General features: G+C 65.6%; 21 protein-coding genes. 12 read left to right on the top strand and 9 right to left on the bottom strand.

Features of this window, described 5'->3' with window-relative positions; genetic code table 11:
- Positions 1-49 precede the first annotated feature (49 nt).
- Entirely contained in the window at positions 50-1594 is a 1545-nt protein-coding gene (locus OIE68_RS09875; RefSeq protein ID WP_327099072.1) for a carboxylesterase/lipase family protein, read from the top strand.
- A 233-nt stretch (positions 1595-1827) separates the two neighbouring features.
- Here OIE68_RS09875 and OIE68_RS09870 read toward each other — a convergent pair whose 3' ends face one another.
- The 3 genes from OIE68_RS09870 to OIE68_RS09860 are packed head-to-tail and all read right to left on the bottom strand — an operon-like array spanning position 1828 to position 3996.
- Entirely contained in the window at positions 1828-2352 is a 525-nt protein-coding gene (locus OIE68_RS09870) for an enoyl-CoA hydratase/isomerase family protein (RefSeq protein ID WP_327099071.1), read from the bottom strand.
- A 25-nt stretch (positions 2353-2377) separates the two neighbouring features.
- Positions 2378-2692, bottom strand: coding sequence for a hypothetical protein (locus tag OIE68_RS09865; RefSeq protein ID WP_327099070.1), 315 nt, complete (start codon positions 2690-2692; stop codon positions 2378-2380).
- A gap of 23 nt (positions 2693-2715) precedes the next feature.
- Positions 2716-3996, bottom strand: a complete 1281-nt coding sequence (locus OIE68_RS09860) for a cytochrome P450 (protein ID WP_327099069.1) — start codon at positions 3994-3996, stop codon at positions 2716-2718.
- Positions 3997-4169: 173 nt separating this feature from the next.
- Between OIE68_RS09860 and OIE68_RS09855 the strand changes: the two genes are divergently transcribed.
- The gene (locus tag OIE68_RS09855; RefSeq protein ID WP_327099068.1) at positions 4170-4814 is read left to right on the top strand and encodes a helix-turn-helix domain-containing protein; all 645 of its coding nucleotides are present in this window, start codon (positions 4170-4172) and stop codon (positions 4812-4814) included.
- Between the two features lie 138 nt (positions 4815-4952).
- On the opposite strand, the gene OIE68_RS09850 is transcribed toward OIE68_RS09855, so the two are convergent.
- Positions 4953-5600, bottom strand: a complete 648-nt coding sequence (locus tag OIE68_RS09850) for a TetR/AcrR family transcriptional regulator (RefSeq protein ID WP_327099067.1) — start codon at positions 5598-5600, stop codon at positions 4953-4955.
- 127 nt (positions 5601-5727) lie between these two features.
- On the opposite strand from OIE68_RS09850, the gene OIE68_RS09845 reads away from it, so the two are divergent.
- Positions 5728-6555, top strand: coding sequence for an SDR family NAD(P)-dependent oxidoreductase (locus tag OIE68_RS09845; protein ID WP_327099066.1), 828 nt, complete (start codon positions 5728-5730; stop codon positions 6553-6555).
- Between the two features lie 456 nt (positions 6556-7011).
- On the top strand, positions 7012-7491 hold the full coding sequence (locus tag OIE68_RS47040; protein ID WP_419150693.1) for a MarR family winged helix-turn-helix transcriptional regulator: 480 nt from the start codon (positions 7012-7014) through the stop codon (positions 7489-7491).
- 110 nt (positions 7492-7601) lie between these two features.
- On the opposite strand, the gene OIE68_RS09835 is transcribed toward OIE68_RS47040, so the two are convergent.
- From OIE68_RS09835 to OIE68_RS09825, 3 genes are all read right to left on the bottom strand, one after another.
- Complete coding sequence (locus OIE68_RS09835) at positions 7602-8918, bottom strand: MFS transporter (protein WP_327099065.1); 1317 nt, start codon at positions 8916-8918, stop codon at positions 7602-7604.
- A gap of 69 nt (positions 8919-8987) precedes the next feature.
- Positions 8988-9137: a hypothetical protein gene (locus OIE68_RS09830; protein ID WP_327099064.1), complete on the bottom strand. Its 150-nt coding sequence runs from the start codon at positions 9135-9137 to the stop codon at positions 8988-8990.
- The gene (locus OIE68_RS09825) at positions 9134-12043 is read right to left on the bottom strand and encodes an AMP-binding protein (RefSeq protein WP_327099063.1); all 2910 of its coding nucleotides are present in this window, start codon (positions 12041-12043) and stop codon (positions 9134-9136) included. Before OIE68_RS09825 ends, OIE68_RS09830 begins: the two co-directional genes overlap by 4 nt.
- 133 nt (positions 12044-12176) lie before the next feature.
- On the opposite strand from OIE68_RS09825, the gene OIE68_RS09820 reads away from it, so the two are divergent.
- Both OIE68_RS09820 and OIE68_RS09815 read left to right on the top strand, forming a co-directional pair.
- Positions 12177-12854, top strand: a complete 678-nt coding sequence (locus OIE68_RS09820; protein WP_327099062.1) for a GntR family transcriptional regulator — start codon at positions 12177-12179, stop codon at positions 12852-12854.
- Positions 12855-13480: 626 nt separating this feature from the next.
- On the top strand, positions 13481-14116 hold the full coding sequence (locus OIE68_RS09815; protein WP_327099061.1) for a TetR/AcrR family transcriptional regulator: 636 nt from the start codon (positions 13481-13483) through the stop codon (positions 14114-14116).
- A 52-nt stretch (positions 14117-14168) separates the two neighbouring features.
- Here OIE68_RS09815 and OIE68_RS09810 read toward each other — a convergent pair whose 3' ends face one another.
- A complete protein-coding gene (locus OIE68_RS09810) occupies positions 14169-14708 on the bottom strand; it encodes a MarR family winged helix-turn-helix transcriptional regulator (protein ID WP_327099060.1) in 540 nt (179 codons plus the stop codon).
- 119 nt (positions 14709-14827) lie between these two features.
- Here OIE68_RS09810 and OIE68_RS09805 point away from each other — a divergent pair, with 119 nt between their 5' ends.
- The 5 genes from OIE68_RS09805 to fahA are packed head-to-tail and all read left to right on the top strand — an operon-like array spanning position 14828 to position 20687.
- Positions 14828-15790, top strand: coding sequence for an MBL fold metallo-hydrolase (locus tag OIE68_RS09805; protein WP_327099059.1), 963 nt, complete (start codon positions 14828-14830; stop codon positions 15788-15790).
- Positions 15791-15800: 10 nt separating this feature from the next.
- Positions 15801-17414 (top strand): FAD-dependent monooxygenase, encoded by a 1614-nt coding sequence (locus OIE68_RS09800; RefSeq protein ID WP_327099058.1) that lies wholly within the window; start codon positions 15801-15803, stop codon positions 17412-17414.
- Between the two features lie 47 nt (positions 17415-17461).
- Positions 17462-18655, top strand: a complete 1194-nt coding sequence (locus OIE68_RS09795; protein WP_327099057.1) for a homogentisate 1,2-dioxygenase — start codon at positions 17462-17464, stop codon at positions 18653-18655.
- Positions 18652-19485 (top strand): hypothetical protein, encoded by an 834-nt coding sequence (locus tag OIE68_RS09790; RefSeq protein ID WP_327099056.1) that lies wholly within the window; start codon positions 18652-18654, stop codon positions 19483-19485. The genes OIE68_RS09795 and OIE68_RS09790 overlap by 4 nt, the downstream gene beginning before the upstream one ends.
- Positions 19482-20687: a fumarylacetoacetase gene (gene fahA, locus OIE68_RS09785; protein ID WP_327099055.1), complete on the top strand. Its 1206-nt coding sequence runs from the start codon at positions 19482-19484 to the stop codon at positions 20685-20687. Before OIE68_RS09790 ends, fahA begins: the two co-directional genes overlap by 4 nt.
- Positions 20688-20716: 29 nt before the next feature.
- Here the strand turns inward: fahA and OIE68_RS09780 are convergent, their stop codons facing one another.
- Entirely contained in the window at positions 20717-21307 is a 591-nt protein-coding gene (locus tag OIE68_RS09780; protein ID WP_327099054.1) for a TetR/AcrR family transcriptional regulator, read from the bottom strand.
- Between the two features lie 104 nt (positions 21308-21411).
- On the opposite strand from OIE68_RS09780, the gene OIE68_RS09775 reads away from it, so the two are divergent.
- The gene (locus OIE68_RS09775; RefSeq protein WP_327099053.1) at positions 21412-22431 is read left to right on the top strand and encodes a fumarylacetoacetate hydrolase family protein; all 1020 of its coding nucleotides are present in this window, start codon (positions 21412-21414) and stop codon (positions 22429-22431) included.
- Positions 22432-22439: the final 8 nt, after the last annotated feature.

The following is a 22439-nucleotide window of genomic DNA, read 5'->3' as shown; positions in this document are numbered from 1 at the left end:
CGAGGCGATTTCGCGCGCCGGTCATACGGCGCAGAATGCGAGGTTGACTATGTCCGAAGCGTCGCTCCAAGAGCCGGTCGAACCTGTTGTCCGCACCAGTGGTGGCGCGGTACGTGGCCGAATCGAGCACGGGGTAGCCGTCTTCCGTGGGATTCCGTTCGCGCAGCCACCAGTGGGCGATGCCCGGTTTGCGCCGCCGCGCCCGGCCACCCCTTGGCCGGGCGTCCGCGACGCGTTCGAGTTCGGTCCGCCGCCACCGCAGGAAGCGGGAATCGCCGGGCTGACAGGTATGTCGAAGATCCCGGAGGGCGACGACTGGCTGACGGTGAATGTCTGGACACCGCAACCGGATTCGGCCGAACGTCGGCCGGTTATCGTGTGGATCTACGGCGGGGCATACAAACTCGGTTTTTCCGGTAGCCCCGGTTACGACGCATACCGGATCGCCCGCGAGGCAGACGTCGTCGTCGTGACGTTCAACTACCGGGTCGGTGTGGAGGGGTTCGCCCGGATATCCGGAACCCCGGCGAATCGTGGCCTGCTCGACCAAGTCGCCGCTCTGCGGTGGGTGCGGGAGAACATCGCCGCATTCGGTGGCGACGCCGATCGGGTCACCGTGTGCGGTGAGTCCGCCGGAGCCGGATCGGTGGCGGCATTGTTGGCGATGCCCAGTGCCGCAGGGCTTTTCCAGCGGGCGGTCATGCAGAGCATGCCCGGCAAGTACTTCTCCGACGAATTGGCCGCCGACATCGCCGAGGCCATCGCGAAGGCCGCGGGCCGCCGCCCGACGGTCGCGGACCTGGCCGGGGTCGACCCGCGGCGACTGCCGAATGCCGGTGCGGCCGTGGGCGCCGCAATGCGTGAGTACGCCGAAACCTGGGGCTCGGCCGCGTACCTGCTCGCGCCCTTCGCTCCCGTAGTGGACGGTGAGGTCCTGCCGACGACACCGTGGCAGGCGATCGCGGACGGTGCCGGTCGGGACATCGACCTCATCATCGGACACAACCAGCACGAATGCCAGCTCTTTCTGGTGCTGACCGGAGAACTGGAAGCGATCGACGACGAGCGCGCCGAATTCGACCTACGGCTCTACGGCCCGGGGCCCGGCAGCGAGCGGGCCTATCGTACGGCATTCCCGGACGCCACCGCGGCGCAGTTGTGCGAACTGGTGCAGTCCGACAACCAATACCGCATGCCCGCACTACATCTCGCGGATGCGCAGGCCGGCGCCGGCGGACGCGTCCACATGTATGAGCTCACGTGGGCGGCGCCCAACCGGCGCGGGGTTTTCGGCGCATGCCACGCACTCGACGAAACGCTGCTGTTCGGTACGTACGAAACGCATCTCGGGCCACTGCTGCTGGGTCCCGAGCCCCCAGCCGAGGCGCTGGAGCTGTCGGCCCGGATGCGCGCCACGTGGGGTCGCTTCGCCGCGACGGGCGATCCGGGCTGGCCCGCTTACGAGCCGGGCCGGCGGCTGGTTCAGCTCCTCGATGCGAAGCCGACCGTAGCCCCGTATCCAGAGGAGGCATCCCGGCGGCTCTGGCAGCAATACACTTTCGGCGCCCTGCCTCTGCTGCAGCCGTCGCGGTAGCGACGCGTATAGCGACAGTGCCGAGCGAGACTCGGCGAAGGACGTGCAGCAGGCCCGGACGGCTCGATCAGTGGATGCAGGCACCTGCAAATCACGACCGTTTCGAAAGTAATACCGCGGCAGCGCATTCGGGCAATGGGGCGTGACTGGCGGCCTACCTCGGAATCATGCTTCGCCCGGCGTAGGCACCTCGCCCTGCGCGGTCGGCGCGGGTTGGTGAGTGGTGCAGTCAGCTATTGGCGGCGCGTCCAGGGCCGGTCATTCCAGGCGCGGTCGAGCGGTTCCATGCCGCCGCCGAACGGAAAGAATTCGCGCTGTGCGTAGGTTTCCAGCGCGGTGCCTTGGTTCATCTGAGCCAGGAATGCCTGCTTGAGCTGATGAGTGAACAAGCGGCGGGTGTATCGCAGGGTCAGCGGTGGCCGCTTGGCCAGTTCATGTGCCAGCTCCCAGGCGCGGTCGAGGAGTTCGTGTTTCGGATGCACCTCCGCGACCGCGCCCCACTCCATGGCCTCCAGGGCGGTCAGCTTCTTACCGGTCAGCAGGAGGTATCGGCCACGGTTGTGCCCGACCAGGAAGTTCCAGATCACGTGCTGGCCGTCGCCCGGCACCATGCCGCGCGGAAAGTGCGGAACGTCTTGGAACCAGGCGTCTTCCGACGCCAGCACTATGTCACCCAGTAGGGGTACCTCGGAATGGAGGTTGCAGGGTCCGTTCACCGCGCTGATCATCGGAACGTCGACGTCGAGTACGTTGAACACCAGATTCTGGCCGTACCAAGCCTTTTCATCGAGTTTCCGTAGCCCCGTCCCGGCCCGGCATAGCCTGGTATACCGGCTCTGCGGGCGAGGTGCCGTCGGGGAGCAAGCCCCAGTCGGCGTTGTAGTTCGTGCCCGTGCCGGTGTGGATGAGCACCTTGATTTCCCGGTCACCGGCCACGTCGGCGAAGGCGTCGGCCATGTCGTCATGCGCGCGCCAGTCCCACACCAACGGACCACCATTGGTGTGGCACTGCATGAGCAGTACGCCATCGTCGCTCAGCTCGAAGCGGTAGTTGGCGTAGCGGTCCTTGTAATCGGCGAATCTCGAACGTTTGACCACGGCCGCTCCTTCGGAAACGTTCGCTACGCGCTGGGTGTGAAGGTGATGTGCAGTTCGCGGAGTCCGCGCAGCAGGAAGGTGGGTTCGTATTCGTAGGTGCGCTCGCCGGTGGGACCGTGTGCGGTGTCGTCGATGCTGATGTCGTAGGCACGGTCGAGGAGGCGGTTGAGGGTGACCTGGCCTTCGACTCGGGCCAGTGGTGCGCCGGCGCAAGTGTGGATACCGCGGCCGAAGGCGATGTGCTCACGGGCGTTGCGGCGGTCGATGTGGAATTGATCCGGATTCTCGAATTTGCGGGGGTCGCGGTTGGCGGCGCCCAGGCACAGCATCACCACGGCGCCCGCGGGGATGTCGACGCCGCCGAGTGTGGTGGTCTTTTTCACGAGCCGGAAGTCGACTTTCGTCGGGCTTTCCATGCGCAGCGACTCCTCGATGAAGCCGCCGATCAGGCTGCGATCGTCACGAACCCGCTGTTGCAGGTCGGGCCGTTCGCCCAGCACCCGAACGGCGGAGCTGAGCAGTTTGGTGACGGTTTCCTGCCCGGCGGCGAACAGGAAAGTGGCGGGGCGGACGAGTTCGATGACCGAGGGGTTGGTCCCGTCGGGGTAGGTGGTCGATGCCAACACGCTGAGGATGTCCCCGCGCGGAGTGCGCTGCCGGTCGGTGATGTAGGCGCTGAACTGGTCGTCCAGCCACTGCAGCGGGTTGGTGCCCACCGGTTCGCCGTCGAGCGCACCCACTCGGCTTCCTGGAGTCTTGTGCCCGGCCAGCGTGGCGCGGAATTCGTCGCGGTCGTCGTCGGGGACGCCGAGCAGGTCGGCGATGACGAGGGTGGCGAAGGGTTTGGCGTACTCGGCCAGGAATTCGCACCGCCCGTTGGCGAGGAACTCGTCGAGCTGGCGATCCACCAGCTGCCACATGTAGTCCTCGTTCTCTTTCAGCCGTTTTGGGGTGATCAGTCGGCTCAGCAGCGCCCGGGTCCGAGTGTGGTTCGGCGGATCCATCGTCACCATGAACTCGTTGATCGGGAACTGGTGCCGGTGTTCTTCGATTTGGGCGCTGATGTCGTCGCCTTCGGGTTCGAAGGGCAAGGGCGGGAAGGGACCGCCGATGGAGACGGCGGCGGAGTAGGTATCCGTGTCGCGGAAGACCTCGATTACTTCCTGGTATCCGGTGACGGCGATGACGCCGTAGCGGGGTTCGCGAAACACCGGGTTCCGACTACGCAGGTATTCCAGGTAGGGGTAGGGGTTCTGGGTGACGGCAGGGTCGGAGAAGTAGTCGACTGTGGCCAGATCGGTCATTTTCTCGCCGGCCTTTCGTGGCGGGGGGAGCGCTCGATCAGTCGACAGAAGACTGAGCGATCGATCAAACTGTTAGGATGATGCATGCTTACCACGGCTCGAAGCGAACGGTCAAGGGACGTAAATATCCCTGAAATGCGTTGTCTTGGTGTTCTTCTCAAGAGGTCTCTCTGATGCCCAACAAGCGTGCGGCCAGCGGCAAGGATGCGGGAGCGCGTAGCCGACTGATGGAGGCGACCGCTCAAATTATGCGCGAAGAGGGGTACGCCGCGGCGACATCGCGCAGGGTTGCGGCCAAGGCCGGGGTGAAGCCCGCGTTGTTGTACTACTACTTCCCCACGATGGACGACCTGTTCCTCGACGTGCTGCGTGCCGGAGCCGAGCGCGAGCTGGCTCGGGTGCGTCGAGTGCTTACCGACGAGGATCCGTTGCGGGCATTGTGGTCGATCAACGCCGACTCCCGATTCATCCAGCTGAATACCGAATTCATGGCATTGGCCAACCATCGCAAGGTGATCGGCGCCGAGCTCAAGGCATATGCGGAACGGGTGCGTGACATCGAGACCGCCGCCGTCACCCTGGTCCTGCGCGCGTACGGCATGGACCTGGACGAGTTTCCGCCGGTGGTGATGTCGATGCTGCTCACCGGGGCGGCGCGCATTCTCGGTAACGAAAGTGCGGTGGGGGTCGAGCAGGGCCATGCCGAATTGCGTGCGTTCGTCGAACGCTACCTGCGACGTTTCGGCACACCGTTGCCGCCGCGCGAGTCGGCTGTGGCCCTCGCACCACCAACACGAGAGCCGGTCGGTGACGAGTAGCTGATTGCGGGAACATCGACCGGTTCCATGCCAGCGGTATCGCCGTCGGTCCTGACCGGCATGACGCCGGGCATGCTCGCCGCCCGGATCGCAATCGCCGGTTCGATCCGAGTGCGAGGGCTGTAGAACTCGGTGTGCTCACGCCCCGGGCCGGTCGTCCCGGGGCGTGATCACCAGTTTCATGAAAACCTCCAGAAGACCGCGGGTTTCGCGGGACGGGTCGAGCAGGGATTGGATGCGCAGGCCATCGATCATCGCCAGCACCAGGGTGACCTTCTCGTCGGCCGAAAGGTATTCGCTGTCGTGGGCGGTGGGTAGCGGGCTGTTGGCCAGGTGTGCGCGCAGCCGTTCACGGCGACCTGTGAAGAACTCGTGCGCCGGATGCGCGGGGTCGGTCGCCGCGACAGCGAGCGACATCCAGTTGCGCTGGTAGCCGGGGTCGTCGAACTCGGCGCGGAGGACTTCGCCCAGCACGCTCTCCCCGGCCGTGCCGGCCTCGAGGATCTGTGCCGCCAGTTTTTCCTCGTCCTCGTCCCGCTGGTTCAAAGCGGCGACGAGAAGCTCGTCCTTGCCGGAGAAGTGCCGCAGCAGCGCCGCATGCGTCACCTGCGCTCGCGCGGCGATGTCGCGCAGGGAGGCGCGCTCGTAACCGTGCTGGGCGAAGCTCTCCAGCGCGGCGCGAACGATCTGCGCGCGCCGCGCCGGAGTGGACGCGTTCGGGCCGCGGCGGCGTCGCCCCGGACCAGTCTGTTCGGCGGGGTTATCGGCCTGCGCGGATGGGGTCACCAGCGTCCTTCGGTCGGTTCTCGGGGCAGAGTATCTCGATCGCCGTAGTCTAGTATTGCAAAAAGTAACCACCATGGTTACTTTTACTGCGAAGGTGTCGACTCGGTACAGCAACAGGAGGCCATGTATGTCCATCGCGGACGTATCGAGCAAATCTCTCGCCGACCTCGTTTCGTTGCGGGGCAGGCGGGCGGTTGTGACCGGAGGTGCTCGTGGGCTGGGCAGGGCGATCGCGCTGCGCTTGGCGGAGGCCGGGGCCGACGTCCTGATCGGCGACATCGAGGAAGAGCTGGCCGTAGCCACCGCCGAGCAGCTGGCTCGAGCGCACGGCGTGCACGTGATCGGCGCCGCCATGGACGTAACCGACACGGCCTCCGTGGTGGCGGCGGCGGACCGTGCGGTCGCGGAGCTGGGCGGCCTGGAGATCTGGGTGAACAACGCGGGGGTCTTCCCGAGCATCCCGCTGCTCGAGATGGGCGAGCAGGACTGGGAGAAGGTATTCGCCGTGAACGCACGCGGCGTCTTCCTCGGCGCACGCGAGGCAGCGCAGCGCATATCCGACGCGGGTACGGGCGGAGTCATCGTGAACATCGTCTCGACCGCCGGATTCCGTGGCAGCGCACCGGGTCTGGCCGCCTATGTAGCCTCGAAGCACGCTGCGCGCGGCCTCACCCGTGAGCTGGCACTCGAACTCGCGTCACTGGGCATCCGGGTGCTCGGAGTCGCGCCGAGTTTCGTTCCCACGGAGGGCAACATGAAGATGGCCGCAGCCACCGCGACGACTGCTCCGGCCGCGGACAGCGGTACCCCGCCGACACCCTTGATGCTCAACGGCCCGATCGGCCGTATCGGTGTTCCCGACGACATCGCCCGAGTCGTGCTGTTCTGCGCGTCCGACCTGTCGGCCTTTATGACGGGCAGCACGCTACTGGCCGACGGTGGCAGCACCATCTGATCGCAAGTGTTCTCGTGCGCTGGTACCGGTATGGCTGTCGCCGATGCTGGTGGAAATTTGCGCGGCGGCTGACAGTTCGGTCAGATGGCGCGTGGCGGCTGTGCTCGACTACCCAGGCCGCGATCTGGGCCCGCGAGGTGAACCCGAGCCAGGATGTGTTCCACATGGTTGCCGCCGTGCACGTCGAGATCACTAGACGGGCGGCGATTTCCTTGTTCGACATCCCCTCGGAGATGAGTCGGCGACCTGGCGCTCACGTTTGGTCAGCTGTGCCGAAACGTCGTCGGTTGGTGCGACGGTCGGAGGGCGCTCGCCTAAGGCGAAGGCAATCGCGGCTCCGAAACTCATGGCCCTGCCCGCACGGTGAGCCGCGTCGTATGTTCGGGTGCCGAGCATGGCACGGGTGCGCCGCTCGCACTCGTCACATAGCACATACGATTGAAAGACGCTCTCGCCGTGAGATTTAGAGGGTGCACTCCGGGACACAATCGCCAATCGCAGCTGGACTACGGCACGGTTTCGCCGCTCGTCCAGCGACTGCGGGCACATGGTCTGGTCGAGAGCGTCCGCAGCACCAACGATCGCCGCGCCGTCGAGTTGCGTGCCACCGAAGCCGGACGTGCATTGCAACCGCAGGCCCGGCAGATGATCGAGGCCGTCACGGTAGTCACCCTCGCACGGCAGCGCCCGTACGAGCGGGCGCTGCCGAGTGGGGTGCCTCAGGCGCTCGGGCCTGCCGATCGACGACCGGGGTTCGGTGAAACAGTGGAAGTTGATCCAGCGGTCGGCGCGCCGCCAGACATACTCGCAGTCGACCTCGGAATGCGGCTTCTGGTACACAACCGCGCAGCGCACCTCGGCGACATGGTCGATGCAGAAGTCGCGTACGAGCTCGAGGGTGGCGCGATTGCGGATCGTGCAGGACGGCGAGGATGACCTGTTCCTCGCCGACCCAAAAGTCTCCGGTGGTATCGGCGATATCGGTGGCACGCGAGTCGATCCGCAGGGTTCGGGTCGGTTTCGCGCTGCCATGGTGGTGCTCCATCTCAGTCGGGCAGTGTTGTGCCGCGGGTTTCGGGTGCGGCGCGGACCAGGCCGATGCCCAGCACGAATACCAGCGCGGTTGCGCTCAAAGGGATTGTGAGAGATCCGGTTTCGTGGATGCCATAGCCGATGAGGAACGTGCCGGCGGCGGCGAACCAGCGGGAGAATGTGGTGGTGAAGGCGAATGCGGTGGCGCGCATCCGAGTGGGGTATTGCTCGGGCAGCCAGATGGTGAAGACCGCGAAGCTCGCTCCGCCCAGGCCGAGGATCGGCAGGAACACGAAGATCAGTGGGATCGAGTGCAGCGGGTAGGCGACGGCATACGCACCGACAGCGCCGATGATCATCAGGACGTACAGTCCGGCCAGGGTGGCCCGGCGGCCGTACCGATTGGCGATGCCGGGGACGAGGAAGCAGCCGAGAATGGTGAACGCGGCGACGGTCATGGAGGACACGCCGGCGAGGCGGACGGTCGCCTCTTTGGTCCATCCGGCGTGCTGGGCGAGCTCGGTTACGGCGGTGGGCACGTAGGTGGATCCGGCCCACAGGCCGATGACACAGACCACCAGCAGAGACAGGTTGCCGAGGGTGCGCGCCCGATACGGGGGAGTGAGGACCTCGATGACCGGCTGCCAGAACGATCGGCGGGTGTTCTCGGTCGATTCCTGTTGCCAGCGTTCAGGTTCCGGGGTCGTTTTGCGGATAAGGAATACCGCCAGCGCAGGTAGCCCGCCGATGAGGAACATGCCGCGCCAGCCGAGCTCCGGCCCGGCTACCAGGTACAGCGCTGACACCGCGAGCACACCGACATAGGCGGCCGAATGCATGGCGCCGCCGAAGCGAGCTCGCACGCGTTCCGGGAGTACCTCGGCCAGCAGAGTTCCGGCCATGGCCCATTCGCCGCCGACGCCGATGGCGGCCAGGAAGCGGAAGGCGTTCCATTCCCACAAGTTGGTGGCCAGGCCTGCCAGTGCGGTGAATACGCCGTACATCAGGATGGACAGCGTCATCGCGGGTTTGCGGCCGAAGCGGTCGGCAATCGGGCCCCAGATTGCCGAGCAACCCCAGCCGAGCAGGAACAGGGCGGCGCTGATCTGGCCGTACCAGCCGATATTGGCGGCCGTGGGCTCGATGCCGGCGCGTGGCAGCAGGGCGGTCATGGTCGGGGCTAGGACGAGTCCGAAGACAGTCCAGTTGAATCCGTCCATGGCCCAGCCGCCGAAAGAGCCCCAGAAGGCGCGGCGCTGGGTGGAGGTGAGCCGGACAGGGTCGTCGGCGGTGGTGGTGGTCGTCTGTATGGGATCGTCGTTGATCTGCACTGTGTTCTCGATTCGCAGGTGGAACTGGAGATAGCCCTGGGGCGCAGGGACATTCGGTAAGCTGCCGGATCAGCTCGCGGTGTCGATCCGGACCAGAATCTCGCCCAGCCGATAGCGCATCGCGTCATAATCGGTGGCGGGGGCGGTGGGCTGCTCACGCAAGTCGTCGCGGAGCGGGGCGAGCACGTTGCGGATCGCCCGTTCGGCCGCGCGCATCATGCACCCACCCCGGCGAACAGGTCGGCGTAGCGCTTGCGTAGTTCGGCTTTCTGCACCTTCCCCATGGCGTTGCGGGGCAGCGCCTCGACGATGCGCACCGCACGTGGCTGTTTGAACCGGGCGAGGTCGCTGGCGATGAAGTCCAGCAGCTCCCCGGCTTGCGGGTGCTGTCCCGGTGCGGCGACGACAACGGCCACCACTGTCTCGCCGAGGTCCGGATGCGGGACCCCGATCACGGCGGACTCGAGCACCGCGGGGTGGGCGTCGAGCAGCTCCTCGATTTCCTTGGGATAGATGTTGTAGCCCCCGGAAATGACGAGGTCCTTGTCCCGGCCGACGATGGACAGGTAGCCGTCCGCATCGATGCGGCCCAGATCGCCGGTGATGAAGTAGCCATCCGCACGAAATTCGGCGGCAGTCTTCTCGGGCATCCGCCAATAGCCGACGAAGACATTGGGGCCGCGGACTTCGACGATGCCCACCTCGCCGTCGGGCAGTGCGCGACCGGTCTCCCGGTCCACTACCCGAATCTCGGTGCCGGGCAACGGCTTACCCACGGTGCCGGGCTTGCGCTGTCCACCATCGTAGGGGTTGGTGGTGTTCATGCCCGTCTCCGTCATCCCGTAACGCTCCAGGATGGCGTGACCGGTACGGGCTTCGAATGCTTCGTGGTCGATGGCGAGCAGCGGAGCCGAACCGGAGACGAACAGCCGCATCGACGCGCAGGCGCTCGGAGTGAGCCGGGCGTTCTTCAACAGGCGGGTGTAGAAGGTGGGCACGCCCATGAGGACAGTGGCCTGGGGTAGCAGATCGACAATCGTCTCGGCGTCGAACTTGGGCAGGTAGTACATGGAGGCACCGGCCGTCAGGGTCATGTTCACCGCGACGAAGAGCCCGTGGATGTGGAAGATCGGCAGGGCGTGGATCAGCCGGTCCTGCGCGGAGTACTGCCAAGCTTCGAGCAGCGCGCGGCAGTTGGCGGCAAGGTTGCCGTGGGTGAGCACCGCGCCCTTGGATCGCCCGGTGGTGCCTGAGGTATAGAGGATCGCCGCCGGATCTTCGACCGAGGCAGCGTAGACCTCCTCATGGCGGGCGTCGCCGTCGAGGACGGTGCCGTTGCCCGACACTCCGAGGGTCTCGACAACGAAACCTTCCCGTTCGCGGTGTGCGTGGTCGGCCCGGCGATCAGGTGAGCAGACGAGCACGCGCGGCTGGGCGTCGCCGATGAAATAGTCCATCTCCGCATCGGTGTAGGCGGTATTGAGCGGAAGGAAGACGCCGCCGATCTGCAACGTCGCCAGATACAGTGCGATGGCCTCCGGAGATTTCCCGACCTGCATCGCAACCCGGTCACCGGGGGTGACCCCGTCGGCGACGAGACGGGCGGCGATCCGGCTCGCGGTCTCCGCGGTCTCGCCGTAGGTGATCCGGTGCCCGTCGAGCAGCTCGAACAGCGTGTTGTCCGGCTGCCGCTCCACCCGCTCGGCAAAGGACTGGTAGATACCCGTGAAGGGCTCCATCGGATGTGTTCCTCTCTCGTCGTCCGAGATGGTCGACGTATCTCGAAGGTGGGACGTCACCGGAAAGGCGGCCCGCAGCGGCCCGCCGAGCGCCACGGTGCGGCGTCGGACGAAGTCCTCGTGCTGACGCTCCAGCGTCTCCGGCTGGTAGCGGTAGTTGACCATCACGCCATAGGACTGCCGCCAAGCCTCCGGTGCGGTGTTCGCCGGCCAGTTCAGCCGCCAGACGGTGGCGCCGTTGCCCAGATGGAAGCGTGCTACCGGGTCGAGCGGGCGACCGTCGGCACGCCGCTCGACCGCGAGGTACCGGGCCAGCGCGTGGAAGAGCCGGGGACGGATCCGCTCGACATCCGCCGAACCGAAGTCCGCCACCCCTGCCGCCGCCAATTCCCGGGCGAGCAGCGACAGCTCGGCATCCTGCTCGGCCTGCTCGCCGAGCCAGTGCCGGAATCCCGGGATGGGCGAGAGCGTGACGAACTGGGTGAGGTGGGGCAAGTGCTCGCCGACCTGCTCGATGACCTGTTTGATGAGGAAACTGCCGAAGGAGACCCCGGCCAGCCCGTCCAGCGCGTTGTTGATCGAATAGAGCGCTGCGGTGTCCGCTTCCGCAGGGCGCAATGCCGGGCCGGGCTCCAGCAGCGGGGCGATGGTCTCGGGCATGCCACGCACCAGGGCGACCTCCACGAAGATGAGCGGCACATTCCCGGTGGCCGGGTGAAAGAAGGCGTAGACACGGCGGTCCTCGGGCCGCAGTCGACGGCCGAGCTCGGCCCGGCTCGCCATCGGGTGGACCTTCTCGTAGCGCAGCAGATGCCGGTGCAGCTCCTCAGGCGAATCCCAGGTGACCTCGGCCATGCGAAGGAAACCCCGGTTGAACCACGAGGTGAGCAGATGGTGGAAGTCGTGGTCGAGGGGCCGCAACTCCGGGTGACGGCGGATCAGCCGACGCAGGTCCGCGCGCATCTCGACCAGGGCGAGAGTGGCGTCAGGTGCGTGGTTCATCCGGCGGAGTAACTGCTGCCGGGCCGGCTCGACCACGTCGAAGAGCCGAACCAGCTCCTGTGCTCCCTGGGACCCTGCGTTCCTGGCTGTATCCCACCGCCGGAAGGCAGCGCGGACCTGAGCGGCATCGACATCGTAGGTCGTGGTGACATGGGTGAAGAAGGCAAGCTTGCCGACATCGTCGAGCTCGTTGTACGCGGCCAAAGCGTAAGTCGCGACCGCGCGCATCGACGCCTCGCCCACGTCGCTCATCAGGACTTGGCAGGCGGTGAGCAGCCGGTCGAGCGGGGACGCGTGCGGCTCTCCAGCCGCCGGTCCGCCGCCTTGCCGACCCCCTAGCGCCCGGAACAGGTCGGTCAACAACCAGCCGTCTCGTCGTCCCATCTCGGGCTCCTTCCCCACGCCTCCACATGTTTATATGCATCAGAGGCCATGATGTATATAACAGGGACGATAGAGTATATAAGTGACGCGCGCCACCCCTGGATCGTCGGATAATCTGCACTCGGAGGTGCACATGGCTCAAGTCCCCGAATCCCAGCGCGTACGAGATGCGCTCGAGAACGCCGTCGTCGACGGGCACTATCGGCCCGGTGAACGCCTGGACCCGGCACGGCTCGAGCGGGAGTTCGGTTGCTCCCGCACACCGGTCCGTGAAGCTCTCCAAGCCCTGGAACGCTCCGGACTGGTACAAATCCGCCCCAAGCAGGGCACGTACGTCACCGAGCTGAGCATCTCCGAGCTGGCCGAACGCTTCGAAGTCATGGCCGAACTCGAGGGTATGGCCGCACGGCTGTCCGCCGGCCGCATCGAGAAAGAGTCGCTGGACGAGCTCGAACGCACCTTGCGGGAATGCGAGGACCATGCGACGACCGGCGACGCCGACAGCTACTACTACGCCAATGCCGCATTCCACGGCATCGTCTACGACTCCTGCGGCAACGAGTATCTACGGCAGCAGGCCTATTCGCTCAAACGAGCCCTGCAGCCGTACCGGCGGTTGCAGCTGCGGGTGCCGGATCGCATGCGACGTTCCTTGGCCGAGCATCGTGAGATCGCGGACGCCATCGCCGCAGGCGACGCCGAGAACGCCGAGAACGCCGCCCGCGACCACGTGCTCGTTCAGGTCAAGGAGTTCAGCCAACTGGTACGGACGTGGCGACAACTCAGCGGGTCTGGACATAACGGGCGATGAGTCGAAATCGGCGTCCGCCCAAGTGCTTCCAGCACCCCAGGGGGCGGTTCCCCGAGGGGACTCGACCGGCGGCCTTCTTCGCGAAGAGGTTCCGGTGACCGCGAAGTACGCGTTCATCAGCCTTTCCACGCACAATTCGCAGTGCGTTTCGGCCCGGGAGAGCCTCCCCCAGTTCCCGCCGCCACCTTCTGAACGTTCCGCGCTCTCATGCAGCGGAGGAGTCCTTCACGGCTGCGCCTCCAGGCTCTCCACCGCTTCCATGGCCTTCACCGTGAACCGCCCGGCTCGGCTCTCCCTCAATATCTAACGACACGGCAGGCTTCGCTCCCGCTACGGACCGCTCAGTCGCTTCCGCCACAAGGGCTTTCGACGCTGCGCACCAACACCAACAACAACTCGCAATCGTTGATGCGACCCCCTGTGGGGTTAGCACTGGTGTCCGGAGGGGGTATCGACCAGTACGCCAACCTCCTGCAACATCGAAAACTGCTGTTCATCGGCGGATAGCTGTGGTGTGACGGTTCTGGTCCGGTCGCTGCGGGCCGTCGGGCAGGGCTTCGTGCCGGAGGCACCCCTCACCGGTGGAGTCGGACATATTGTAGATGGCGGCGAGTAGGCTCTCGGCCATGCGGGCCGACGCCGTACGAAATCATCGAAGAATTCTGGACGCCGCCGCGCAGTTGCTCGCCGAACGTGGTCTCGAGGTCACTCTCGACGACATCGCCGCCGCGGCGGATATCGGGGTGGGAACGGTCTACCGGCGCTACCCGAACAAGCGTGCGTTGGTCATCGAACTGTTCGTGGCGCAGCTCGACGAGATCGTCGATACGGCCGAGGCGGCGGTCCTCGATCCGAATCCGTGGTACGGATTGACGCGATTCGTGGAACTGACCTGTGAAATGGTGGCGGGGAACCGCGGTTTCGCCACGGTTATGACCGAATTGCAGGACGGCGCAATCCTTTTCGAGGAGCATCGGGAGAGGCTGCTACCGGCCGTGGAGGCACTGCTGCGGCGAGGCAAAGCGGCCGGATCGGTACGGCCAGAGGTGGAGTTGGCCGACGTCCTCGCCGTCATCGGGATGGTCCACGCCATCGCGGCGTGGACCGGCCCGGTCGATCCGGACAACTGGCGGCGATATCTGATCTTCCTGCTCAACGGAATACGGACTGCGACCGAACCCGAACTGCCGCTGACCACACCGGCGCTGACCGAGGAACAGATGAATGAGGCCCGAGTCGCGCTGGTGCGGCGGCGGAAATAGTCGCGCGCAATCCGCACTGGCAAGCCGGCCGACCATTCAGGGTGGCTCCGATTCAGCTGCGGCGCTTCTCGGCCACCTCGGTCATGCCGTGCATGAGCTTCTCCAATAGGCCGATGAAGATCGTCTGCTCCGGTTTGGTCAGGGTTCCGGCCCAGGCGCTTTCGCGCCGATTGTGCTCACGGAAGGCGTCGGTGATGGCGTCGAGGCCGCGATCGGTCAGTGTGATCTGCACCGCCCGCCGATCGTGCTCGGCCTTTTCCCGGGTCACCAGGCCATCGCGTTCCAGGGTGTTGACCAGTGCCGACACCGTGGCCCGGCTGTTGCCGGAAAGTTCGGCCACGCGCTTGGCCTCGGTGGGACCGGCCAGCCACAGCACGAAGAGGATGCGGAAGCCGGGCCAGCTCCAGCCGCGCGGCCGGTGCACCGAGGATTCCAGGTCGTAGACCAGCGCGCTGGTCACCCGGTGCAGCGTCAGCACCATCCGCATCGCCGTCGGGTCGACCTGGGGGAGTTCCCGATTGGCCTTGTCCACCGCGTAGTCGACGAAGGTCAGGTAGTCGAGGTCGCTGGGGGATTCCGGAGCGGTGGTCATGAGCACAGGGTAATGACGTCTGCCTGGTGCGCGGTGTGACGGGGAGCAGGTCTTGCCATCGGTGTGGTTCGGGCTACACTCGACTCAAATTAATCAAACCATTGACTAATGGAGGGCTGATGACCACGAAGGCTTTCGCCTCGTCGGCGGATCTCGGCGAGAAGGTGCAGACGCTCGAGGTGCTCGCCGACGGTGTGTACGCGCTGACCGCCGAGGGTGACCCCAATATCGGCGCGATCGAGGGGGAGGATTTCGTCGTCTGCTTCGAGGCTCTGGCCACGCCGGTCGCGGCGCGCCATTGGCTGGCCAAGCTGCGTGAGCACACCGACAAGCCGGTCAAATATCTGATCCTGTCGCACTATCACGCGGTGCGAACGCTCGGCGCCAGCGCCTACGACGCGCAAGTGGTCATTGCGCATGACAACACACGCAAGCTCATCGCCGAACGCGGACAACAGGATTGGGATTCCGAATACGGACGCATGCCGCGGCTTTTCAAGGAGCCCGACACCATTCCCGGACTGGCCTGGCCCACCCAGACCTTCTCCGAATCGGTCACCATCGACCTCGGCGGCGACCGCGGCGAACTACAGCTGAAGTTCCTGGGCCGCGGGCACACCGAGGGCGACATCGTGGCCTGGCTGCCCCAGCACAAGATCCTGTTCGCCGGTGACCTGGTCGAGGCCGAAGCTGCGCTGTACACCGGCGACGCCTTCCACCGTGAATGGGCCACCGACACCCTCGACGCCGTCAAAGCACTGGGCGCGGAGCAGCTCATCGGTGGCCGCGGCGCGACCGCGCGGGGACGTGAAGCGTGCGATGCCGCGATCGAGCAGACCCGGCACTTCCTGCACGTCATGCTGACCGAGGTGGGCACGGTGCACCAGCGTGGCGGCACCATGAAGGAGGCGTTCGAAGCCACCCACGCCGCACTGTTCGACCGTTATGGGCATTGGCCGATTTTCGAACACTGCCTGCCGTTCGACGTCTCCCGCGTGTGGGACGAGCTGTCCGGCATCGAACGGCCGGTCATCTGGACCGCCGAACGTGACCGTGAAGTCTGGAACCAGCTGCAGAACTGAGGAATTCGACGTGACAACCGATAAGACGGTCGCCGTCATCGGCAATGGGCCGGTAGGTCAGACGGCCGCCCTGCTGCTGGCCCGCTGGGGCATCCCCGTGATCGTGCTGGACGCCCGGCCGCAGCGCGACGAGATCGGCTCCAAGGCGATCTGCCAGCAGCGCGACGTGCTCGATGTGTGGGAATCCATCGGCGCCGGACGCCGAATCGCGGAAGAGGGCGTCACCTGGACCACAGCCCGGACCTTCTACCATGATCGCGAACTGTTCTCCTATGACCTGCCGGATTCCGGCAAGTCGGCTTTCCCCGCGTTCGTCAATATTTCGCAGACCCGTACCGAGCAGATCCTTGACGAAGCCATCGCGGCGTCCGATCTGATCAAGGTGCGTTGGGGTCATACCGTCACCGAGATAGAGCAGGACGAGACCGGCGTCCGCCTCCGCTGCTCGACCGCGACCGGCGACGCGACCGTCGAAGCGGCATACACCGTCGCCTGCGCCGGTCCGCGCAGCGACGATATTCGCGCCGGGCTCGGCGTCTCCTTCGGTGGTGAATCTTTCGAGGACCGATTCCTGATCTGCGATATCCGGGTCGATCTGCCGGACTGGGCCACCGAACGCCGCTTCTACTTCGACCCGGAATGGAACCCGGGGCGGCAGGTACTCATTCATCCCTGCCCCGACTCGACGTTCCGTGTCGACTGGCAGGTGCCCGGCGACTACGACATCGACGCTGAGCAAGCCAGTGGCGCGTTGAACGCGCGAATTCGCCGGATCATCGGCGACGCGGACTACGAGGTCGTATGGAAATCGGTGTACCGCTTCCACTCTCGTGTCGTTGACCGCATGCGGGTGGGTCGAGTGCTGCTGGCCGGCGACTGCGCTCACCTTGTGTCGCCGTTCGGTGCGCGCGGGCTCAACTCCGGTGTCGCCGATGCCGAGAACGCCGCGTGGAAACTGGCTTTCGTACTCAACGGCTGGGCACCGGCGGAACTGCTGGAGAGCTACCACGTCGAAAGGCATGCGGCGGCACTGGAGAACATCGAGGTCACTACCGACACCATGAACTTTCTGGTGCCGCGTGATGATCGCCGGCGTCGGGTACGTCGCGACACCCTCGAACGCGCGGCGATGGATTCGACGGCCTGCGCGGCGGTCGATTCAGGTCGGCTGTCCGAACCGTTCTGGTACGTCGCTTCGCCGCTGACCACCCCGGATCCAGGCCGGCCCTTCCGCGGTCGGCCGCCGCGTGGCACGGTGCCGCCGCCCGCTCCGGGCATTATCGTGCCCGACGCGCCGGTCGCACTGCCCGACGGCGGGCGTGGGCGGCTGCGGGAACTCGCTCGCGACGGGTTGCTGCTATTGGCTGGACCGGATGTGGATGTGCAGACCCTGGCGCGGTGCGCGACGGCCGCCACCCCCGCACCGATTCGGGTGCTGGAGATCGCGGCCATCGATGGTGACGGGACACTCACTGCCGCATTGCGATCCGAACCCGGCGAAGTCTGGCTGTTGCGGCCCGACGCGTACATTGCCGCGGCACTGCTCGACCCGAGTGTCGAGGAACTGGCGGGGGCGATTCGGCGGGCCGATGGTTCGACGGCCGAGATCACCGTGGTGGCCTGAAGCCGCCAAAATAGTCAATAATTTGACTAAAATCGAGGAGTTTCGACATGGCGTACTACCGCCAGGTGGGGCAGATTCCGCCCAAACGACACACCCAGTTCCGCACCGCCAATGGTGCGCTGTACTACGAGGAGTTGATGGGAGAGGAGGGCTTCTCCAGCGACTCGTCGCTGCTGTACCACCGGCGCATCCCCTCGGCGATCCGGGAAGCGACCGTCTGGGAACCTGGTGACCTCTCGTTGACTCCCAATCACCCACTCGTACCGCGGCATCTACTGTTGCCTGCGTTGTTTCCGGGTGCCGAGTGGAACTCGGTCGACGTGGTCACCGGTCGTCGGTTGGTGCTGGGCAATGACGACGTCCGCATCTCCTACGTCGTCGCCGGGCAGGTATCGCCGTTGTACCGCAACGCCATCGGCGACGAGTGCGTGTACATCGAATCGGGCACCGGCATAGTGGAGACGGCGTTCGGGGCGATGCCAGTGCGGAAGGGCGACTACGTGATCCTGCCCCGGGCGACCACGCATCGGTGGCTGCCGGAACCCGGAAAACCCTTGCGCTCCTACGTAATCGAGGCGAACGGTCATATCGCTCCGCCCAAGCAATATCTGTCGCGCTTCGGTCAACTGCTCGAACACGCTCCGTACTGCGAACGAGATCTGCACGGCCCCGCCGGGCCGCTCCTGTCGGAGGAGACCGACGTCGAAGTCCTTGTCAAACACCGGGGACCCAATGGGATCGCGGGTACGCGATATCTGGTTCCGCACCACCCGTTCGACGTTGTCGGCTGGGACGGTTGCCTTTACCCGTACACCTTCAATATCTCCGACTTCGAGCCGATCACCGGCCGCGTGCACCAGCCCCCGCCGGTGCACCAGGTGTTCGAGGGAAACAACTTCGTCATCTGCAACTTCGTGCCGCGCAAGGTTGACTACCACCCGCTGTCGGTACCGGTGCCCTACTACCACTCCAATGTCGACTCCGATGAGGTGATGTTCTACTGCGGCGGCGACTACGAGGCGCGCAAGGGCACCGGAATCGGGCAGGGATCGATATCACTGCACCCGGGCGGGCACGCGCACGGACCGCAGCCCGGTGCGGTCGAGCGCAGCCTCGGCAAGGAGTTCTTCGACGAACTCGCCGTCATGGTCGACACCTTCCGGCCCTTGCAGCTCGGTGAGGGCGGCGTGGCCTCCGATGACGGCGTCTACGCCGGCAGTTGGACGAGGGCGACATCATGACCGGGCTGCTGGATGGACTGGTCGACGACGCCGGGCTGTTCCCGCCGACCGCGTTGAGCATGCCTGAAGCCATTGTGCGACATCGGGCCGACAGGCGCGCGGCCAATCCGATACTCACGCACCGATTTCTGTGCCCGGCGAGTCGTATCGGCGAACTCCGCGCTCAGCTCGAGCGCGGCGAACGTATCCGCGTCGGCCTCATCGCGGATACGGGCGTGCCTGGGCTGGCCGCAGCGCTGACGGACTTAGCGGCCGACCCCGCGCTCGACGTGGCGCTGATCGAGTTCCCACTGGATGCGGCGACCGTGCCGCTCGGGCGCGTGGTGGCCGAATTCCCGCCCGGCGTACCGGCTTTCGTCGAGCCCGCGTCGTACTCCGACATCGCGGCCTGTACCCCTGAACTCGCACGGCTCGGCGTTGGACTGAAGCTCCGGTGCGGCGGCATTCGGCCGGAATTGTTCCCGTCAGCGCAGACGCTGGCAAACGCGCTGATCGCCGCCGCCGAAGCGGGTGTTCCGGTGAAAGCCACCGCCGGCCTGCATCACGCGGTGCGCTACACCGATGAGGGGACCGGATTCACCCACCACGGATTCTTGAATCTGGTGCTCGCGGCGGCGGCCGCCACCGGGGGAGCGGACGCGGAAGCGGTCGAGGTCGTCCTGCTGACCGACGACGCCCTGTCGCTGGTCCGAGCGGCCACCGCCCTGGACACTTCAGACGTCGCCGCCACCCGCGCCCTACTCACCAGCTACGGATCGTGCAGCACAACCATACCGGTGGCCGAGGCGCAGGCCTTCGGACTCATTGATACGGAAGGGATTTCACAGTGACCAACACCTGGGCGCCGGTGCCCGAGGGCTCCGGCTTCGGAATCGACAACCTGCCCTACGGGATCTTCTCACCATCCGATGTAGGTTCCCGCGTCGGAGTCCGGATCGGCGATCATGTGCTCGATCTCCGGGCGGCTCTGGGTGATCAGGTTTTCGAGAGGGCCTCGCTGAACGACTTCATGGCGAGGGGGCGGGACTACTGGACAGCGACCCGCCGCCGGATCATCGACCTACTCACCGATCCGACGCAACGAGTCCGCGCTGCCGAGATTCTGCATCCGCTGGATCAGGTCACCCTGCACTTGCCGATCGAGGTCGCCGATTACGTCGACTTCTATGCCAGCGAGCACCATGCCACCAATCTCGGCACCATGTTCCGCCCGGATTCGGCTGCGCTGCTGCCGAATTGGAAGCACCTGCCGGTCGGCTACCACGGCCGGGCAGGCACGATCATCGCTTCCGGCACCCCGGTGACCCGCCCGTCCGGGCAGCGCAAGGCACCGGCGGACCCCTCGCCGGTCTTCGGCCCTTCGGCGCGGCTCGATATCGAGGTCGAGGTCGGCTATGTCGTCGGCACCCCGAGCGAGCTCGGAAAACCGGTGTCCACCAAGGAATTCACCGACCATGTATTCGGTGTATGCCTGGTCAACGACTGGTCGGCTCGCGATATCCAGGCCTGGGAGTACGTGCCGCTGGGGCCGTTCCTGGGCAAGTCGTTCGCCACCTCGATCTCGCCGTGGATCGTCCCACTGGACGCGCTGGCCGCTGCGCGAGTGCCGACGCCGCAGCAGGATCCGGCACCGCTGCCGTACCTCGAGGAGCCCGAGCCCTGGGGTTTGGATCTGCGACTCGAGTTCGTACTGAACGGACACACCGTATCCCGGCCACCGTACGCGCAGATGTATTGGTCTCCGGCACAGATGCTTTCGCATATGACGGTCAACGGTGCGAGCCTGCGCACCGGTGATCTGTTCGCCTCGGGCACGGTGTCCGGGCCGGAGGCGAATCAGCGCGGCTCGCTCATCGAGCTCACCTGGAATGGCACCGAGCCTTTGCATCTGCCCGACGGCCGCACCCGTACCTTCCTGGAAGACGGCGATCTCGTGACACTGAGTGGATCCGCGACCGGCCCGTCCGGTTCGCCGATCAGTCTCGGTGAGGTCACCGCCCGTATCCAACCGCCGGAAGCGGCGCGGTCCTAGCGAATGGCCCGAGCGGCGCGCACCGCGAGTCAGTCCGGGGTACCAGTCGCCGCGAGTCCGCGGATGGCTTGGTCGACGAGCCGCTCGGCGAGGGAATCGTCGAGCGGGCCGGTGCCGAACAGAAGGTGGAAGTAGATCGGCGCGTAGATCATCTCGGCCGCATCGCCCGGTTCGAGATCGGCACGGAACAGACCTTCGTCGACCCCGCGTCGTATCAACTTGTCCACTGCGGCGTATCGGTCGTTCCAGAACCGGGTCTTGAAATCGGCGAGGGTAGCCGGGTCGTATTGCCCCTCGGCGACGATCTGGGCGATCAACCGCCCCTGCGGTCCGGCGTACCGCGAAACCAGTGATTTCACATGTGTTTCGAGCGCCTGGCGCACCGGCAGATTCTCCGGAATACGGACCTGCGGCAGATGATCCTCCATGAAGGCGTCTATCACCACGGCGGCTTTGTTGGGCCACCACCGGTAGATGGTCGCCTTACTGACCTTCGCCCGCTTGGCGATCATCTCGATGGTCAGCTTCTGGACGGTCGTCGCCCGTCTCTTATCCCGGACCAAGAGATCCATCGTCGCGTCCAGGATCGCCTGTCGACTCGATTCGCTTCGTACAGCCACAAAAGGGATGTTATCGCGAATCCATTGTCAAACACGACATAGACATGGTTCTATGATCTCGATACGATACGAAACGTTTCGGATGATATGAAGGGTGGTTAGCAATGAAGCTCGGCCGAATCTCTCGTTCGACGCCGGACGGCGACCAAACCAGGCTCGTAGCGGTCGAACCCGACCGGGATCGCGTGGTGGATCTGGCCCAGGCGTACCGCATCGCTCGTCAGCGCGGCTCGGCCTCCACGGCGGCGGCACTGCGGCTCGCGGCGGCGTACTTTCCGTCGAGCATGTCCGCCGCGATCGCGGCGGGTCCGGCGTTTCTCGATGCCGCGCACTGGGCGGTGGAGCAGGCCGCCGATGACGCGTCGCTGCCCATCGGTGAGGTCGACTGGCAGTCTGCGGTCGACCCGCCGGTGATCCGCGACGGCCTGACCTTCCCGCTGCATATGCAGCAGTTCCACGAGAAGGTCGGTGGCGGACTGCCGAACCCGCAGTTGTTCAAGACTCCGGGCTACTTCAAGGGGTCCACCGGCGTCGTATACGGCCACGACCAGGAAGTGCCTTACCCGGGTTACTCCGAATTCGTCGACTACGAGCTCGAAATCGGGTTGATCGTCGGCGGCTACGGCAGCAACCTCACGCCCGACGAGGCGCAGGCCAACCTGTTCGGCCTCACCATCTTCAACGACTTCAGCGCGCGCGATGTGCAGGGACCTGAGATGGGGATGGGCATGGGCCCGCAGAAGTGCAAGGACTTCGCCTACGGCATCGGCCCGTGGATCACCACCATGGACGAGATCGGTGACTTCGACGCCATCACCGGGTCCGTCCGCGTCAATGGTGAGGAGTGGTCCAGCACCAAGGCCGAGGGCATGATCTACACCCCCGCCGAACTGCTGGCTTACGTCTCCATCGGCGACAACCTGCAGCCGGGCGATCTCATCGGTTCGGGCACGCTGCCCAATGGCTCCGGCCTCGAAATCGACAAAAAGTTGCGACCCGGCGATGTCGTCGAACTCGAGATCAGCGGTGTCGGGGTGCTACGTAACCGGCTGAGCGCCGAACCCGTGACCGCGCCGTGGTGGCCCGAACCGCGTCAGTACCCCTTCGGCGCGACCACAGCCTGAGAAGGAAC

It is taken from the genome of Nocardia vinacea (genome assembly GCF_035920345.1).
GTDB lineage: Bacteria > Actinomycetota > Actinomycetes > Mycobacteriales > Mycobacteriaceae > Nocardia > Nocardia vinacea_A.
The sequence above is the reverse complement of the archived record's forward strand: the minus strand, read 5'-3'. Positions and strand labels throughout refer to the sequence as shown.